A 15,002-nucleotide genomic window follows, 5' to 3' on the forward strand; every position below is an offset into this window, starting at 1 on the left:
CGACATCCGACATGCAATCCATTACTTACTGGCAAACAGCTTACTCATCCGCTCCAGAATCTGAGTGGCACTGTAATAATCCAGACGGAAAGTTTCAGTGCCCAGCGCATAAACTTGCTTGTGCTGCACGGCAGGCAAATGCGAAAGCAGCGGGTTGTTTTCCAGCGCGGTGGCATCTTTTTCATCGCTGGCAAACAGGAACAGACTTTCACCGTTCAAACCTGCGGCCAGGTTTTCCCCACCAAGTTGCACAATGTCATGACGTTTCCCCATGCTCTTACTGGCCTGAATTGTCGCGGGTAACGTCGACAACGTGAAGCCAAGCTGCTGAAGCAATTTCCCTTGCGCAGATTCTGACGTCCACAAGTTCGCCGAATGTGAGGCAGGGGTATAAACCAGCGCGGTCACCGGCTGCGGTGGCAATGTCATATGCATTTTTGCTTCGCTCAGATGCTTATCAAAACTGGCAATTCGCCCGGCGGCTTGCTTCTCATGCCCGGTGATGCCACCAAGCTGAGTCAGTAATTGCTGCCAGCTCTTGTCGTCATAATTAATCACAAGCGTTGGTGCGATGGCAGAGAGCTGCTCATAAAGGGCGAGGGCAGAATCACCACCGGTTGCACTAATCAAAATCAGATCCGGCATTTGTGCGGCAACGGCTTCGGCGCTGGCTTCGCCAATATATAAGCGTTGAACGTTACGCTCCTTAGCCACATCTCCCCACTGGCGCAGAAAACCCTGCGCGTCACCCATTCGGTTGCCAGGCGTCGTTGCACCGCTTGCGATAACGGGCGCATCAATGGCCAGCAGCGAGCCGGTTAACGTCACGCTGGTTGAAACAATACGCTGCGGTGCCTGCTCAAACGTGTGCGTACCGTGGCTGTCGGTGATGGTGCGCGGCCAGTCGGCGGCGTGGGCAAAGCTGCTCAGGCAGAAAAGGATTAGTGCGGAGAATCTGATTTTCACTCAATGACATCCTGTAGGAAATTATGCGCAAAGTTATGGTAATGCTTCTCATTTTCACTGTTATGCCATCAGGGTGCAAGCGGCACAATTGTTAAAATAAATTTGCCTTTGTTGACAGCGCGGCGGTTTCTCTTTAGGTTACGACTCCGAAATACAAATGATAATTATTATTAATATCTTTTATCATTTTTTGACGGAGGATGGATGGATACGTTACTGGCCCGGCAGCCGCAAGAAAAACAGCTAACTTCTTGTGCCGATAGTTTTTTCTTTATGTCGCCTTATCGAAGTTTCTCGACAAGCGGCTGCTTTACTCGACTCGACTGCCCGGCACTTGATGGTGAAAACCTCAATGCTGGGCTGCAAAAACAGTTGCGTGAAGCGTTCAAAAACGCCAAAAAGCACGGTATCGAGAAGCCCGTTGCCGTAGGCGCAATCCCCTTCGATCCCCGCCAACCATCAGCATTGTTTATTCCTGAAAGCTGGCAGACGTTTTCACGTGCTCAACGCCAGATTGATTCCAGCCAGTGTGGTGCGGCCCAACCGCTGAACATTGCCGCGCGTAAAGCTGTCCCTGAACAAGATAAATTTATGGAAATGGTGGCTCACGCCGCTGCCGCCACAGCACTGCCGGACATCGACAAAGTGGTGCTCTCGCGCCTGATTGATATTGAAACGGATGCGCCCGTTGACCTCGATGCTTTGCTCAATCGCCTGATTAGCCAAAACCCGACCAGCTACAACTTCCACGTGCCGCTAGCCGATGGCAGCTCGCTGGTGGGTGCCAGCCCGGAATTGCTGCTACGCAAATCGGGCAAGAATTTCAGCTCCTTGCCGCTGGCAGGTTCGGCGCGTCGCGATACAAACAATATCCAGCGCGACAGCGAAATTGGTGCGCAGCTGCTGCGCTCAAGCAAAGACCGCCACGAACACGGCCTCGTGACCCAGGCGATGCGCGATGTTTTGCAGCCGCATAGCCAACATTTAACGCTTTCCGATACGCCGGAACTTATCACCACGCCAACTTTATGGCACCTCGCGACCCCGATTTACGGCCAGGTTGAAGACCATCAACACAACGCGCTTTCGCTTGCCTGCCTGCTGCACCCAACCCCGGCGTTGAGCGGTTTCCCGCACGATGTGGCGCAAAAATTAATTGCCGAACTGGAACCGTTCGACCGCGAACTGTTTGGCGGCATCGTCGGCTGGTGTGACGCCGAAGGTAACGGCGAGTGGGTAGTCACTATTCGCTGCGCCCGCGTGGGCGGTAACCAGGTGCGCCTGTTCGCTGGAGCAGGGATTGTGCCTGCTTCCTCTCCTGAATCGGAATGGCGCGAAACCGGCGTCAAACTTTCCACCATGCTCAACGTATTTGGACTTAATTAAATGGCGATTCAATTCACTCGCTGGCCGGATGAACTGGCCGCTCGCTACCGCGAAAAAGGTTACTGGGCCGACTTGCCTCTTACCGATATTCTCAGCCGCCAGGCCAAAAACGACGCGATTGCGTTAATCGAAGGTGAGCGCCATTACAGCTATCGCGAACTCGAACTGGCCGCTACGCGGCTGGCCTGCGCACTACAGCGCCGTGGCCTGAGCCGTGGTGAAACCGCGCTGGTTCAACTTGGCAACGTGGCAGAACTTTATATCACACTGTTTGCACTGCTGAAGATTGGCGTGGCTCCGGTTAACGCGCTGTTCAGCCACCAGCGCACCGAAATGGAAGCCTACGCTAAGCAAATCGAGCCGGTGGTGCTGATTGCCGATCGCAAACACAGTTTGTTCGCTCATGATGATTTTCTCGAGTCGCTGTGCCAGCAAAACGCATCGCTACGCATGGCTGTGTTGCTCAATGAAAACGATCGTGAACGTTCGCTAAGTGCCTTCATCAACGAAGCGGAAGACAACTTTGTCGCTTCGCCATCGGCGGCCGATGAAGTGGCCTTTTTCCAGCTTTCTGGCGGTAGTACCGGCACGCCAAAACTGATCCCTCGCACTCATAACGACTACTACTACAGCATTCGCCGTAGCGTAGAAATCTGCCGCTTTGATGCGAACACGCGCTTTCTGTGCGCGATCCCGGCGGCACACAACTACGCGCTAAGTTCGCCTGGTTCGCTGGGCGTGTTTTATGGCGGCGGGCGCGTGGTGTTGGCAAATGACCCGAGTGCCACGCTCTGTTTCCCGCTGATTGAACGCCACCAAATCAATGCCACCGCGCTGGTGCCGCCGGCCGTCAGCCTGTGGCTGCAAGCGATTGGCGAGTGGGGCAGCAATAAATCCCTTGAGTCGCTGGCGTTGTTGCAGGTGGGCGGCGCACGTTTGAGCGAAGCGCTGGCCGCCCGCATTCCCGCTGAAATTGGCTGCCAGTTACAGCAAGTTTTCGGCATGGCCGAAGGCCTGGTGAACTACACGCGCCTTGACGACGATAACGACCACATCTTCAAAACCCAGGGCAAACCAATGTGCCCGGACGACGAAGTCTGGGTGGCCGATGAGCAGGGAAACCCGTTACCACACGGCGAAGTCGGCCGCCTGATGACGCGTGGGCCATACACCTTCCGTGGCTATTACCGCAGCCCGGAGCACAACGCCAGCGCCTTTGATGCCAACGGTTTCTACTGCTCGGGCGATCTGATTTCGATTGCCGAAGACGGCTACATCACCGTGCAGGGGCGCGAGAAAGATCAGATCAACCGTGGCGGGGAGAAGATCGCCGCCGAGGAGATCGAAAACCTGTTACTGCGCCACGAAGAGATCGTGCATGCCGCATTGGTTTCGATGGAAGACAGTTTATTGGGCGAGAAAAGCTGCGCGTTTATCGTCGGCAGCCGCCCGTTCCGCCCGGTGGAAATTCGCCGTTATTTGCGTGAGTTAGGTATTGCCGACTTCAAGCTGCCGGATCGTATTGAAATCGTTGAGAACCTGCCGCTAACCGCGGTGGGCAAAGTGGACAAAAAACGTTTGCGCCAGTTGATTGCTGATAAGCAACTGGCTTCCTGATTGACGGAGAATTTATGGCTATTCCAAAACTGAACGCATACACCTTACCGACAGCTGCCGACATCCCGGAAAACAAAGTGAGCTGGGCGTTAGAGCCCGAGCGTGCGGCACTGCTGATTCACGATATGCAGGAATATTTCATCGATTTCTGGGGCGACAATTGCCCGATGATCCAGCAGGTTATCGCCAACATTGCCGCGCTGCGCGATTACTGCAAGCGCCACAATATTCCGGTCTACTACACCGCGCAGCCTAATGCCCAGAGCGATGAAGACCGTGCGCTGCTCAACGACATGTGGGGGCCGGGCTTAAACAAATACCCTGAACGCCAGAAAGTGGTGGCAGAACTTGCGCCAGACGAACACGACACGGTGCTGACCAAATGGCGGTACAGCGCGTTTATCCGCTCGCCGCTGGAGCAAGCTTTAAAAGAAACGGGACGCAACCAGCTCATTATCTGCGGTGTATACGCGCACATTGGCTGCATGACTACGGCAACTGACGCGTTTATGCGTGATATCAAACCTTTTATGGTGGCCGACGCGCTGGCTGATTTCAGCCGCGAAGAGCACATGATGGCGCTGAAATACACTGCAGGCCGTTCCGGGCGCGTGGTGATGACCCGCGATTTATTGCCGGAAAGCGCGCCGCAAAACAAACAGCAACTGCGTGAAATCGTCCTGCCGCTGCTTGATGAATCTGATATCCCTGAAGATGACGAAAACCTGATTGATTACGGTCTTGATTCCGTGCGCATGATGGCGCTGGCGGCACGCTGGCGCAAAATCCACGCCGACATTGATTTCGTGATGCTGGCGAAGAACCCGACGATTGACGCCTGGTGGGTGCTGCTGTCGCGGGAAGTCGCGGCATGAACATCGATTTTAGCGGCAAACAAGTTTGGGTAACGGGGGCAGGCAGAGGCATTGGTTACCACACCGCGCGGGCGTTTAGCGACGCGGGTGCGACGGTTGTCGGCTTTGATCTGGCGTTCCCGTTGGATATTTATCCGTTCGCCACCGAAGTGGTCAACGTGGCGGATGCAGACCAGGTGGGCCGCGTGACTCAAAGAATACTTAGCGACGAACAGCAACTGGATGTGTTGGTGAACGCAGCGGGAATTTTGCGCATGGGCGCAACCGATGCCCTGGCGTTGCAGGACTGGCAGGACACATTTGCGGTCAACGTCGGCGGCGCGTTCAATATGTTCCGCGCCGTGATGCCACGCATGCGCGAACAGCGCAGCGGGGCGATTGTCACCGTTGCATCCGATGCGGCACACACGCCGCGTACAGGAATGTCGGCTTATGGTGCGTCGAAAGCGGCGCTAAAAAGCCTCGCGCTAACCGTTGGCCTGGAACTGGCTCCGTTTGGTGTGCGCTGCAATGTGGTGTCGCCGGGTTCGACGGATACCGATATGCAACGCACGCTATGGAAAACGCCAGATGCCGAACAGCAGCGTATTCAGGGCTTCCCGGAACAGTTCAAACTGGGTATTCCGCTGGGCAAAATCGCTTGCCCGCAGGAGATCGCCAGCACGATTTTGTTCCTCGCTTCAACGCACGCCAGCCACATCACGTTGCAGGATATTGTGATTGATGGCGGCGCAACGCTTGGAGCCTGAATGAGTATCTGGAAAAGGGAACTTACGCTCGAGGCGCTAAATAAAACCAGCGTCGGAACGATGGTTGAGCATCTCGGTATTGTTTACACACGCATGGATGACGAAAGTCTGGAAGCGCAAATGCCTGTTGATCACCGCACCCAACAGCCATTTGGTTTGCTACATGGCGGCGCGTCTGTGGTGCTGGCAGAAACGCTGGGGTCTATGGCTGGATTTCTGACGACGAGCGAAGGGCAGTGCGTGGTGGGAACGGAGATAAACGCCAGCCATCATCGCGCGGTGGCATCAGGAACGGTGCGTGGAGTATGCAAACCGCTGCATTTAGGACGGTCTTCCCAGGTGTGGGAAATTACGATTTTTGATGCTCGCGGGAAAAGGTGCTGTACGAGTCGGTTGACGACGGCGACGTTGGGGTGAACGTTTATGGTGGATTCAGCCGCATACATTGTCAGGGTTGTGATTGTTCCGTTCACCGTTCACCGATATCTATGGGATCGAATAACGTTCGGGTGAACGGAAAACCTCCGGCTTGTTATATCCAATAACTCCCTGCTGGGACAGCGGATCCCCCCACATCGTGATCTCCTTAACAAGCTGATGTAAAGACCTGGTCAAACCACTGTATTCCAATGTTTCAATGTTGTTAAATCCATGTGCTTGTTCTAGAACAAAACGGTAATACCGTCTGCCTCTACCTCTGGCTCTACACATGGAAAACAATATGAATAATCCAGGGAAACACCTCATATGGGCTGTGCTTGCACTGATAGGTGCATTCGCGCTCGGCTACATCGCACTCAATCGTGGCGAACAGATAAACGCATTGTGGATTGTAGTTGCCTCAATCTGCGTTTACCTCATCGCTTATCGTTACTACGGCCTGTTTATCGCTAAACGGGTGTTAACTGTTGATGCCACTCGTATGACGCCAGCTGTGCGCCATAACGACGGGCTTGACTACGTACCTACCGACAAGAAAGTGTTGTTCGGTCACCACTTTGCTGCGATTGCTGGTGCGGGACCGCTTGTCGGGCCGGTGCTTGCCGCGCAAATGGGTTACTTGCCTGGTATGCTCTGGCTTCTGGCTGGTGTGGTGTTAGCCGGTGCAGTACAAGATTTTATGGTGCTGTTTGTCTCAACCCGTCGTGACGGGCGTTCACTGGGCGAACTGGTGAAAGAAGAGATGGGCAACACGGCGGGTGTGATCGCGCTAGTGGCCTGCTTTATGATCATGGTTATCATCCTCGCGGTGCTGGCGATGATTGTGGTGAAAGCGCTGACCCATAGCCCGTGGGGCACCTACACCGTGGCGTTCACCATTCCGCTGGCGTTGTTTATGGGTGTCTATATCCGCTACCTGCGCCCTGGCCGCATTGGTGAAGTGTCAGTTATCGGCCTGGTGATGCTGATATTTGCCATTATTTCTGGCGGTTGGGTTGCCGAAAGCCCAATCTGGGCACCGTACTTCGACTTTACTGGTGTGCAACTGACCTGGATGTTGGTGGGTTATGGTTTTGTCGCAGCAGTTCTGCCAGTTTGGCTGCTGCTGGCACCGCGTGATTACCTCTCAACCTTCCTGAAAATCGGCACCATTATTGGGCTGGCGATTGGCATCTTGATTATGCGCCCAACGCTGCAAATGCCATCACTAACAAAATTCATTGACGGTACTGGCCCGGTCTGGACTGGTGACCTGTTCCCGTTCTTGTTTATCACCATTGCATGCGGTGCAGTTTCAGGCTTCCACGCGCTGATTGCCTCTGGCACCACGCCGAAAATGCTGGCTAACGAAAACCAGGCTTGCTTCATCGGTTACGGTGGCATGTTGATGGAATCGTTTGTGGCGATTATGGCGCTGGTGGCGGCCTGTGTTATCGACCCAGGCGTCTACTTCGCAATGAACAGCCCGATGGCGGTGCTGGCTCCGGCAGGGACGGTGGATGTCGTCACCTCTGCGGCAAGTGTTGTCAGTAGCTGGGGCTTCCATATCACTCCAGACACCTTAACCAACATTGCCAATGAAGTGGGCGAGCAAAGCATCATTTCCCGTGCAGGCGGTGCACCAACGCTTGCGGTTGGTATGGCGTATATTCTGCATGGCGCGTTGGGCGGCTTGATGGATGTGTCGTTCTGGTATCACTTCGCTATCCTGTTTGAAGCACTGTTCATTTTGACTGCGGTCGACGCCGGTACACGCGCGGCGCGCTTTATGCTGCAAGACTTGTTGGGCGTAATCTCCCCAAGCCTCAAGCGTACAGATTCGTTGCCTGCGAACTTACTGGCGACGGCACTTTGCGTGCTGGCATGGGGTTATTTCCTGCATCAGGGCGTTGTTGACCCCCTTGGCGGTATTAACACCCTGTGGCCTCTGTTTGGTATTGCTAACCAGATGCTGGCGGGTATGGCGCTGATGCTGTGTGCGGTCGTGCTGTTTAAGATGAAGAAACAGAAATACGCCTGGGTGGCGCTGGTGCCAACGGCCTGGCTGCTGTTCTGTACGCTGACTGCTGGTTGGCAAAAAGCGTTCAGCGACAACCCGAAAGTGGGCTTCCTGGCTATCGCTAACAAGTTCCAGGCAATGATAGACAGCGGCAATATTCCCGCGCAATACACTCAGTCTCAGCTTACCCAACTGGTGTTTAACAACCGTCTGGATGCTGGGCTGACCATCTTCTTTATGGTGGTTGTGGTGGTGATTGGTCTGTTTGCGATTAAAACCGCGCGCCAGGCGCTGAGATCGGACACGCCAACGGCGAAGGAAACGCCTTACCAGAAGATGCCTGAAGATGTTGAGCAGATTGTTGCGCAGGCGAAAAGTGCGCACTAAGCCATTCATCCATCTCCCCGTAAGGGGAGATGGATTTTACGCCCGGAGCTACCATGTTCGACACACTCGCTAAAGCTGGAAAATATCTCGGCCAGGCCGCTAAACTGATGGTTGGCGTCCCTGATTACGACAACTACGTGCAACACATTCGTCTGACCCATCCGGAGCAGACGCCGATGACATATGAAGAGTTTTTCCGTGAGCGTCAGGATGCGCGCTACGGCGGAAAAGGCGGCGCTCGCTGCTGCTAAACGAAGGAATTTGACATGAATCAAGCGGTATCTGTCACCCTGTTAACGGGTTTTCTCGGCTCCGGGAAAACCACACTTCTCAACTATTTTCTCGCCCATTGCGACAACGCCCCCGTCGCTATTCTTGAAAACGAATTTGGCGCAGTAAACATTGACGGCGCATTGCTCAGAGGCGGTGAAAACGTCAACGTTGTGGAATTGAGCAATGGTTGTGTCTGTTGCAGCGTGCGCGGGGAATTCACCGCAGCATTAAGAGAAATGCTGGAAAAGCGTGCTGCCGGAACGCTGAAATTTGAGCGTCTGATTGTTGAAACTACGGGCCTTGCGGACCCAGCACCTATCGTCCAGACCTTCTTTGTCGATGAACACCTGCGTGAAGCGCTGCGCCTGGATGCGGTTATCGCACTTGCTGATGCCGAACATATCTCACGCCAGCTTGATGAGCATGCGGTTGCGGCGTCACAGCTTGGCTTTGCCGATCGTATTTTGCTGACTAAAGCGGATCGTGTTGATGAAGAGACAAAACAGCTGGCGCTCGATCGGATTAATCGGATCAATAACAAAGCGGATCTATTTGAGATCGTAAACGGTGAGTGTCCGGAAGAGTTTTGGCTTGATCTTAACGCTTTTGAACTCACCGATAACATCGACGTGGCCGCAGGGTTCCATGTGATTCGTGCTGATACCAGCCACCCCGATCGTTTCCAGCCGTTCCGTAAAATGCCGGCCAAACGCTCCTGGGATGATGCCATTCAGGCGCATGTTTTTGATGCCGGAATGCTGGATGTGAAAAAAATCGGCGCATTTATGGAAAGCTGCATCGCGCGTTTTGGCAACGACATGCTGCGTTATAAAGGTGTACTGGCGATTGCCGATCATCCGCAGCGCTTGATTGTGCAGGGTGTGCATAAAGTGGTGGGTTTTGATTATGGCTCGATGTGGCACCCGTCCGAGTCACGCGTTTCGCGCTTAGTGATTATCGGGCGTTACCTGCCGATTGATGAGCTGCGTCAGGAGTTTGCTGCAACAACCATTTAAACGCTGAAACGCGGATGTGATCTCACGCACGATTTTCATCCATGGCGAATAAAGCTGTTGTGCGAAACGAAGCAGTATGTTTGTATGAAATTCGCTGTTAAAAACACACAACACATTCAGGACCCAAATGACAACTAACCTGCACACATCAGCCCTACTACTAACCGCGCTACCAGCCGCGGTGGTCGTCGTGCGTGTGGTGGTGGTCGTCGTCGGCAATGCGCCGTAGGGTCTGAATCAACACATCGATTCCAAAACCCCGCCGGCGCAAACCGGGCGGGGTTTCTTGTTTTAGTCCCCCGGCCAAAAGCGAAACGGCATAAGAAGAAGGACTGGAGCAATGGCAATTTCGGAAAACCCACCGCAAGCAAACCGTATTACGGGTGCACAATTAATTGTGCAAATGCTTGAACATCATGGCATCACCACCGTTAGCGGTATACCCGGTGGCACCGTTCTGCCGCTCTACAACGCACTCAGTCAAAGCCAAAAAATCCGCCACATTCTGGCGCGCCACGAACAAGGCGCGGGCTTTATGGCGCAGGGCATGGCACGAACGCAGGGCAAAGCGGCGGTATGCATCGCCTGTAGCGGCCCTGGTGCCACAAACCTGGTCACAGCAATTGCCGATGCGCGACTCGATTCCATCCCGCTGGTGTGTATCACCGGGCAGGTGCCGAAATCGATGATTGGCACCGACGCATTCCAGGAAGTCGACACATACGGCATCTCCATTCCTATCACCAAACACAACTATCTGGTTCGCGATATTACGGAACTGCCACAGGTAATTTGCGACGCGTTTCGCATTGCTGAATCTGGCCGCCCTGGTCCGGTGTGGATTGATATTCCAAAAGATGTGCAGACCGCAGAAATCGACATCAACGAGTTGCCGTCTGTTTCCGCACATACTCCTGCACCACAATTTGAAGCCCAACAAATTGCCGATGCTGCCGCGATGATTAACCAGGCGCAGCGCCCGGTGCTGTATCTTGGCGGCGGGGTGATTAATGCCCATGCTGATGCGCGAGCATTGGCCGAAAAAGCTAACTTGCCCACCACCATGACGTTAATGGCTCTCGGCACCGTTCCTGCTAAACACCCGTTATCGTTGGGCATGTTGGGTATGCACGGTGCGCGTAGCACCAACTACATTTTGCAGGAAGCGGATTTGCTGATTGTGCTGGGCGCACGTTTTGATGACCGCGCGATTGGTAAAACCGAAGAGTTCTGCCCGAACGCGAAAATCATTCATGTTGATATCGACCGCGCTGAGCTGGGTAAAATTAAACAAGCTCATGTTGCCATTCGCGCCGACGTGGGTGAAGTGCTTGAACAATTACTGCCAAAAATCGACGCGAAACCACGTGAGGCATGGCTGCAACAAGTAGCCGGTTTGCAGCATGAATTCCCGTTCAATATGCCTGGTGCAGATAACCCGTTGACGCCATACGGCCTGATTAACGCGGCGGCCGCCTGTGTGGATGATGAAGCCGTTATCACCACTGACGTAGGCCAACACCAAATGTGGGTGGCGCAAGCGTATCCGCTGAACCGTCCGCGCCAGTGGCTGACTTCTGGCGGCCTGGGAACCATGGGCTTTGGCCTACCAGCAGCGGTAGGTGCGGCATTAGCTGAACCGAATCGCAAAGTGCTGTGCTTCACTGGCGACGGCAGCATCATGATGAATATTCAGGAGATGGCGACTGCTGCTGAACACAATCTGGATGTAAAAATTATTTTGCTCAACAACCAGGCTTTGGGGCTGGTGCATCAACAACAAACATTGTTCTATCAACAAAATGTTTTTGCCGCGACCTATTCAGGGCAGACAAACTTCCTGAAAATTGCCGAAGGTTTTGGCCTCGCAACGTGCGATTTAAACGCCGCAGAAAACCCGCAACAGGCATTGCAAGACGCAATTTCACGACCAGGCCCATGTCTGATCCACGTGCGTATTGATGCCAGCGAAAAAGTATTCCCGATGGTGCCGCCAGGCGCTGCCAATATTGAGATGATTGGAGAGTAAGCGATGCAACAACTAACCGTTATTCTGGAACTTACGGTGCGTAACCATCCGGGCGTGATGTCTCATATTTGTGGCCTGTTTGCCCGCCGTGCGTTCAATGTTGAAGGCATTCTCTGCCTTCCTCTCCCACAGGGTGATCAGAGCCGAATCTGGCTACAAGTGGCAGACGACCAGCGCCTTGAGCAGATGATTAGCCAGATCGACAAGCTTGAGGATGTGGTGCAAATCAGGCGTGATGCCGATGGCGCAGGCGTATTTGGCAAGCTGACTGCGCTGGTGCAGTAAAAAGATGGTGTAAGGTGGATTAGCGCAAGCGACATCCACCGTTTATGCCGATGGTTTCGGATGTTGTTTCGCTAATCGGGCCTGGGGAAAGGTTTGTCATCAGTCTCATTATTCACTGCAATATCCCATCGTTTTTTCATAATCCTGAAAGCTTCTCGCAAAACCATTCATTGGTTGAAATAAAGCCAACCTAAGTTCACCCATCCAGGATAGATTTGCCGGCACAGACGTTAAACGAACAAGAAGTGAGCTTGTTTGATGTGTTCCATTGGCATATGCTATGGCATAGGCCGATGAGTGTCAGGAGATCCCATGGAACGCGTCGCAAAGCTTTTTAAAAACGGCAGAAACCAGGCGGTGAGGTTACCGGTGGAATTTGAGTTTGATACCGACAGGGTGTATATCCGCAAAGACAAGGACGGGAACGTGATTCTTTCAAAAACACCAGCTAAACCAGAAGGATGGGACAACGTTTTTGCTTTATTGAAAAAAGCAAAAGTGCCGGGTAACTTCCTTGACGAGCAAGAACGTAACCAGGGTACTGCAGACCGAGATCCTTTCGCAGGGATGGACTGACCATGTATATGCTCGATACCAACACGGTGAGCTATCTTTTCCGCCAGCACCCAAAGGTGCTGGAAAAGCTTGCCCAAATGCGTCCTTTAGAAATCTGTATATCGAGTATCACGGAAGCTGAGTTGTTGTATGGCGTTGCTAAGCGCAAGAGCAAAGCCTTAACTGCTGCAGTGCAGGGTTTTCTGGAAACAGTCACCGTATACGCCTGGGATAGTGAAGCCGCAAAATGCTACGGTCAGCTCCGCGCGGCAATGGAACAAAAAGGCCAAGTCATGGGCCACCTTGATCAGTTAATTGCCGCGCATGCCCTTAGCCGAAACGCGACGATTATCACCAGCGATCGTGCGTTTACTATGGTGGCGCGTTTGCGTGTCGAAGACTGGACGGTCTAAGCGTGCACTTTGCAATTTTTGCCTGTGGGCAAGCAAAGTTGCTGCCTGCCTGAACTAAGCTCCGATTGTACTTTGTAGCCGCTCGGCGACTTGACTGACTTGTTCCTCAGAACCATGCCCAATCACCATAAACTGGTGGTTCGCACTTGCCCAATAAACAATATTCATGCCGAGCCGTTGTTCGTTCATCTTTTGCATCCCGCGGCCTGAATTTTTTGTAATGCATAACGCCATAGGGCCGTGCACTACATCAAGCCAGGTAATTTGCGCAATTTTCTGGTTATCATATGCCAGCATTCGTGCGTTTTTTAATACAGCACCTGGTAGCGACAGACTCGAAGAGGAAAGAACGAGGCCTAGCTGCTCGCCCGTTGTCTGCAATTGCGCATCCATAGCCTGGTTTGATGGCGTTTCCGCCAGTGTTTCCGGCGTATAAAGCGCCATATACTGCGCAACTAATTCGCGCCAGTTATCTTCGGGTTGCGTTAAATGAATAATCACTCGATCGCCCACCACGCCAAGTGCCAGGAAACCGACCGCGGCTGCAATCAAATGCCGTCGCGAAACCCCTGAGGTTTTGCGAATTTCAGGAGGGAGGCGCTGTTGTAAGCGCTTAGCCGGGGCCATCTCCAGTAGCGGTTCAAAAGCCGTTTTAAAAGGCAGATTACTGCGTTCCAGTAAAGCCAGGCGCTGAGTAAGAGCCTCGTCCTCAATCAGCCGTTTTTCCAGATCTTTGCGCTGCGCATCACTGAGCTCATTATCCAGATACGCCACCAGCATTTCGTCCGAACCCAGCGGTAGGCTCATGATTTCTCTCCTTTGATTTGCGGCGAGTCTGGCTGGAGTGAGTTGTCCTGAGCGAGGGTAAGGCGTGCAGTAGAAAGGCGGCTCATCACCGTGCCGACAGGCACATTTAGCACTTCAGCTGCTTCCCGGTAAGACAACTCTTCCACATACACCAAAAACACGGTATTCCGCTGGGCTTCCGGCAGACGATTAACCCGCTTCATGACATCGTTAGACCAAATAGGGGCGTCACTGTTTTCTTCGCCGACCAGTTCATCCACATCGACAAAACCTTGCCCACGGCGAATTTGCTGCGCCCGCACTTCGTTAATCCAGATCGAATGCAAAATAGAGAACAGCCAGCGGTCCATACGACTGCCAGTGGCGTATTGTGAGGCGCGTTCGAGCGCCCGCACACAGGTTGCCTGAACGAGATCGTCCGCCACATCCCGCCGGTGTGAGAGCACCAGGCCGTAACGCCACAGGCGGGAGAGGTAGAGAGCGATTTCGTTGCGTATTGTCTCGCTGCTGATTTTTGCCTCCAGAGGCGAATATCAGGATTCCGGGTGGCCATCAATAGCTGCTGCCAGGTCACGATATTCTTCGCAACCTACGCCGCACAGGGTTTTGATGGTCGCGAGTTGTTCGCGTGCTAAATCAGGACGATTTTTGATCATGTACGCTTCGCCCAGATATTCGCGAACTTTGGGGTATTTGGGATCAAGCGCCACAGATTTTAAATAATAGCTGATGCCTTCATCCGTGCGGCCAAGCTTGCGGGTGGCGTAACCCCGGTAATTCAGCGCTTCGGCAGTATTGGGATCTTTTAGCGTGTTGAGCATATCCAGTGCTTCCTGATAACGGTCCGCTTTTGCCAGCGCATAGGCGTAATCGGTACGCGCTTCATCGCCAATCATCCCGCCTTTATCGACCATGCAGGTTTTGGTTTTTGAGTCATAAATTTGCCCTTTCGGGCAGGTTGGCGGAGTGGGCTCGTCACTGCTGCCACCCATCGCCTGGGCATAGCCTGAAAGTAAAAAGAAACTGCTGACAACAGCAGGTAACAACCAGGGAGAAAAACGGTTCATGGTAAAGCCCTCGTGGTGTTCGGTATGCAGTGAACACTTGGGGATGAGGGTTTATTCGATTTATTTTTACGCGATAAGGATTGCTCTTAGTTGTCAGCAGACCTGGATTCAACTTCTATACTTATGCTTTGCATAAA

The 15,002-nt window shown here is 53.3% G+C and carries 17 protein-coding genes; 13 read left to right on the forward strand and 4 right to left on the reverse strand.

The window, feature by feature from the left end; all coding sequences use genetic code 11:
- Positions 1 to 21 precede the first annotated feature (21 nt).
- On the reverse strand, positions 22 to 966 hold the full coding sequence (fepB, locus tag M977_RS16085; RefSeq protein WP_064516822.1) for a Fe2+-enterobactin ABC transporter substrate-binding protein: 945 nt from the start codon (positions 964 to 966) through the stop codon (positions 22 to 24).
- A 204-nt stretch (positions 967 to 1,170) separates the two neighbouring features.
- Between fepB and entC the strand changes: the two genes are divergently transcribed.
- The 13 genes from entC (at position 1,171) to M977_RS16145 (ending at position 12,991) form a co-directional block, all read left to right on the forward strand.
- Positions 1,171 to 2,352: an isochorismate synthase EntC gene (entC, locus tag M977_RS16090; RefSeq protein ID WP_064516824.1), complete on the forward strand. Its 1,182-nt coding sequence runs from the start codon at positions 1,171 to 1,173 to the stop codon at positions 2,350 to 2,352.
- On the forward strand, positions 2,353 to 3,969 hold the full coding sequence (locus M977_RS16095) for a (2,3-dihydroxybenzoyl)adenylate synthase (RefSeq protein ID WP_064516826.1): 1,617 nt from the start codon (positions 2,353 to 2,355) through the stop codon (positions 3,967 to 3,969).
- A gap of 14 nt (positions 3,970 to 3,983) precedes the next feature.
- Positions 3,984 to 4,844: an isochorismatase gene (locus tag M977_RS16100; RefSeq protein ID WP_064516828.1), complete on the forward strand. Its 861-nt coding sequence runs from the start codon at positions 3,984 to 3,986 to the stop codon at positions 4,842 to 4,844.
- A gap of 2 nt (positions 4,845 to 4,846) precedes the next feature.
- Positions 4,847 to 5,593: a 2,3-dihydro-2,3-dihydroxybenzoate dehydrogenase gene (dhbA, locus tag M977_RS16105; RefSeq protein WP_279586335.1), complete on the forward strand. Its 747-nt coding sequence runs from the start codon at positions 4,847 to 4,849 to the stop codon at positions 5,591 to 5,593.
- Positions 5,594 to 6,010 (forward strand): proofreading thioesterase EntH, encoded by a 417-nt coding sequence (gene entH / locus M977_RS16110; protein WP_064516832.1) that lies wholly within the window; start codon positions 5,594 to 5,596, stop codon positions 6,008 to 6,010.
- A 304-nt stretch (positions 6,011 to 6,314) separates the two neighbouring features.
- Complete coding sequence (gene cstA / locus M977_RS16115) at positions 6,315 to 8,420, forward strand: pyruvate/proton symporter CstA (protein WP_064516834.1); 2,106 nt, start codon at positions 6,315 to 6,317, stop codon at positions 8,418 to 8,420.
- A 53-nt stretch (positions 8,421 to 8,473) separates the two neighbouring features.
- A complete protein-coding gene (locus tag M977_RS16120) occupies positions 8,474 to 8,671 on the forward strand; it encodes a YbdD/YjiX family protein (protein ID WP_034456870.1) in 198 nt (65 codons plus the stop codon).
- Between the two features lie 15 nt (positions 8,672 to 8,686).
- Complete coding sequence (locus M977_RS16125; RefSeq protein ID WP_064516836.1) at positions 8,687 to 9,709, forward strand: CobW family GTP-binding protein; 1,023 nt, start codon at positions 8,687 to 8,689, stop codon at positions 9,707 to 9,709.
- A gap of 127 nt (positions 9,710 to 9,836) precedes the next feature.
- Positions 9,837 to 9,938 carry an ilvB operon leader peptide IvbL gene (gene ivbL, locus M977_RS25270; RefSeq protein ID WP_134183912.1) on the forward strand — a complete coding sequence of 34 codons (102 nt, stop codon included), beginning with the start codon at positions 9,837 to 9,839 and terminating at the stop codon, positions 9,936 to 9,938.
- Positions 9,939 to 10,049: 111 nt separating this feature from the next.
- A complete protein-coding gene (gene ilvB / locus M977_RS16130) occupies positions 10,050 to 11,738 on the forward strand; it encodes an acetolactate synthase large subunit (protein WP_064516838.1) in 1,689 nt (562 codons plus the stop codon).
- Between the two features lie 3 nt (positions 11,739 to 11,741).
- Positions 11,742 to 12,023, forward strand: coding sequence for an acetolactate synthase small subunit (gene ilvN, locus M977_RS16135; RefSeq protein WP_034456867.1), 282 nt, complete (start codon positions 11,742 to 11,744; stop codon positions 12,021 to 12,023).
- Positions 12,024 to 12,335: 312 nt separating this feature from the next.
- Positions 12,336 to 12,599: an antitoxin gene (locus M977_RS16140; protein ID WP_064516840.1), complete on the forward strand. Its 264-nt coding sequence runs from the start codon at positions 12,336 to 12,338 to the stop codon at positions 12,597 to 12,599.
- 2 nt (positions 12,600 to 12,601) lie between these two features.
- Positions 12,602 to 12,991 carry a type II toxin-antitoxin system VapC family toxin gene (locus tag M977_RS16145; protein ID WP_064516842.1) on the forward strand — a complete coding sequence of 130 codons (390 nt, stop codon included), beginning with the start codon at positions 12,602 to 12,604 and terminating at the stop codon, positions 12,989 to 12,991.
- Positions 12,992 to 13,045: 54 nt separating this feature from the next.
- Here M977_RS16145 and M977_RS16150 read toward each other — a convergent pair whose 3' ends face one another.
- From M977_RS16150 to M977_RS16160, 3 genes are all read right to left on the reverse strand, one after another.
- Entirely contained in the window at positions 13,046 to 13,798 is a 753-nt protein-coding gene (locus M977_RS16150) for an anti-sigma factor family protein (RefSeq protein ID WP_064516844.1), read from the reverse strand.
- Positions 13,795 to 14,244: an RNA polymerase sigma factor gene (locus tag M977_RS16155; RefSeq protein ID WP_243839598.1), complete on the reverse strand. Its 450-nt coding sequence runs from the start codon at positions 14,242 to 14,244 to the stop codon at positions 13,795 to 13,797. The genes M977_RS16150 and M977_RS16155 overlap by 4 nt, the downstream gene beginning before the upstream one ends.
- 87 nt (positions 14,245 to 14,331) lie before the next feature.
- Entirely contained in the window at positions 14,332 to 14,865 is a 534-nt protein-coding gene (locus tag M977_RS16160) for a tetratricopeptide repeat protein (protein ID WP_064516848.1), read from the reverse strand.
- Between the last annotated feature and the right edge of the window lie 137 nt (positions 14,866 to 15,002).

This window comes from Buttiauxella gaviniae ATCC 51604 (assembly GCF_001654835.1).
Taxonomy (GTDB): domain Bacteria; phylum Pseudomonadota; class Gammaproteobacteria; order Enterobacterales; family Enterobacteriaceae; genus Buttiauxella; species Buttiauxella gaviniae.

What these genes read in the sequence shown, in the direction of transcription:
- M977_RS16150 (WP_064516844.1), bottom strand. Translation starts at nt 13,798, where the DNA reads ATGAGCCTACCGCTGGGTTCGGACGAAATGCTGGTGGCGTATCTGGAT.
- ilvB (WP_064516838.1), top strand. Translation starts at nt 10,050, where the DNA reads ATGGCAATTTCGGAAAACCCACCGCAAGCAAACCGTATTACGGGTGCA.
- entC (WP_064516824.1), top strand. Translation starts at nt 1,171, where the DNA reads ATGGATACGTTACTGGCCCGGCAGCCGCAAGAAAAACAGCTAACTTCT.
- ilvN (WP_034456867.1), top strand. Translation starts at nt 11,742, where the DNA reads ATGCAACAACTAACCGTTATTCTGGAACTTACGGTGCGTAACCATCCG.
- entH (WP_064516832.1), top strand. Translation starts at nt 5,594, where the DNA reads ATGAGTATCTGGAAAAGGGAACTTACGCTCGAGGCGCTAAATAAAACC.
- M977_RS16145 (WP_064516842.1), top strand. Translation starts at nt 12,602, where the DNA reads ATGTATATGCTCGATACCAACACGGTGAGCTATCTTTTCCGCCAGCAC.
- M977_RS16160 (WP_064516848.1), bottom strand. Translation starts at nt 14,865, where the DNA reads ATGAACCGTTTTTCTCCCTGGTTGTTACCTGCTGTTGTCAGCAGTTTC.
- M977_RS16120 (WP_034456870.1), top strand. Translation starts at nt 8,474, where the DNA reads ATGTTCGACACACTCGCTAAAGCTGGAAAATATCTCGGCCAGGCCGCT.
- cstA (WP_064516834.1), top strand. Translation starts at nt 6,315, where the DNA reads ATGAATAATCCAGGGAAACACCTCATATGGGCTGTGCTTGCACTGATA.
- M977_RS16100 (WP_064516828.1), top strand. Translation starts at nt 3,984, where the DNA reads ATGGCTATTCCAAAACTGAACGCATACACCTTACCGACAGCTGCCGAC.
- M977_RS16140 (WP_064516840.1), top strand. Translation starts at nt 12,336, where the DNA reads ATGGAACGCGTCGCAAAGCTTTTTAAAAACGGCAGAAACCAGGCGGTG.
- ivbL (WP_134183912.1), top strand. Translation starts at nt 9,837, where the DNA reads ATGACAACTAACCTGCACACATCAGCCCTACTACTAACCGCGCTACCA.
- M977_RS16095 (WP_064516826.1), top strand. Translation starts at nt 2,353, where the DNA reads ATGGCGATTCAATTCACTCGCTGGCCGGATGAACTGGCCGCTCGCTAC.
- M977_RS16125 (WP_064516836.1), top strand. Translation starts at nt 8,687, where the DNA reads ATGAATCAAGCGGTATCTGTCACCCTGTTAACGGGTTTTCTCGGCTCC.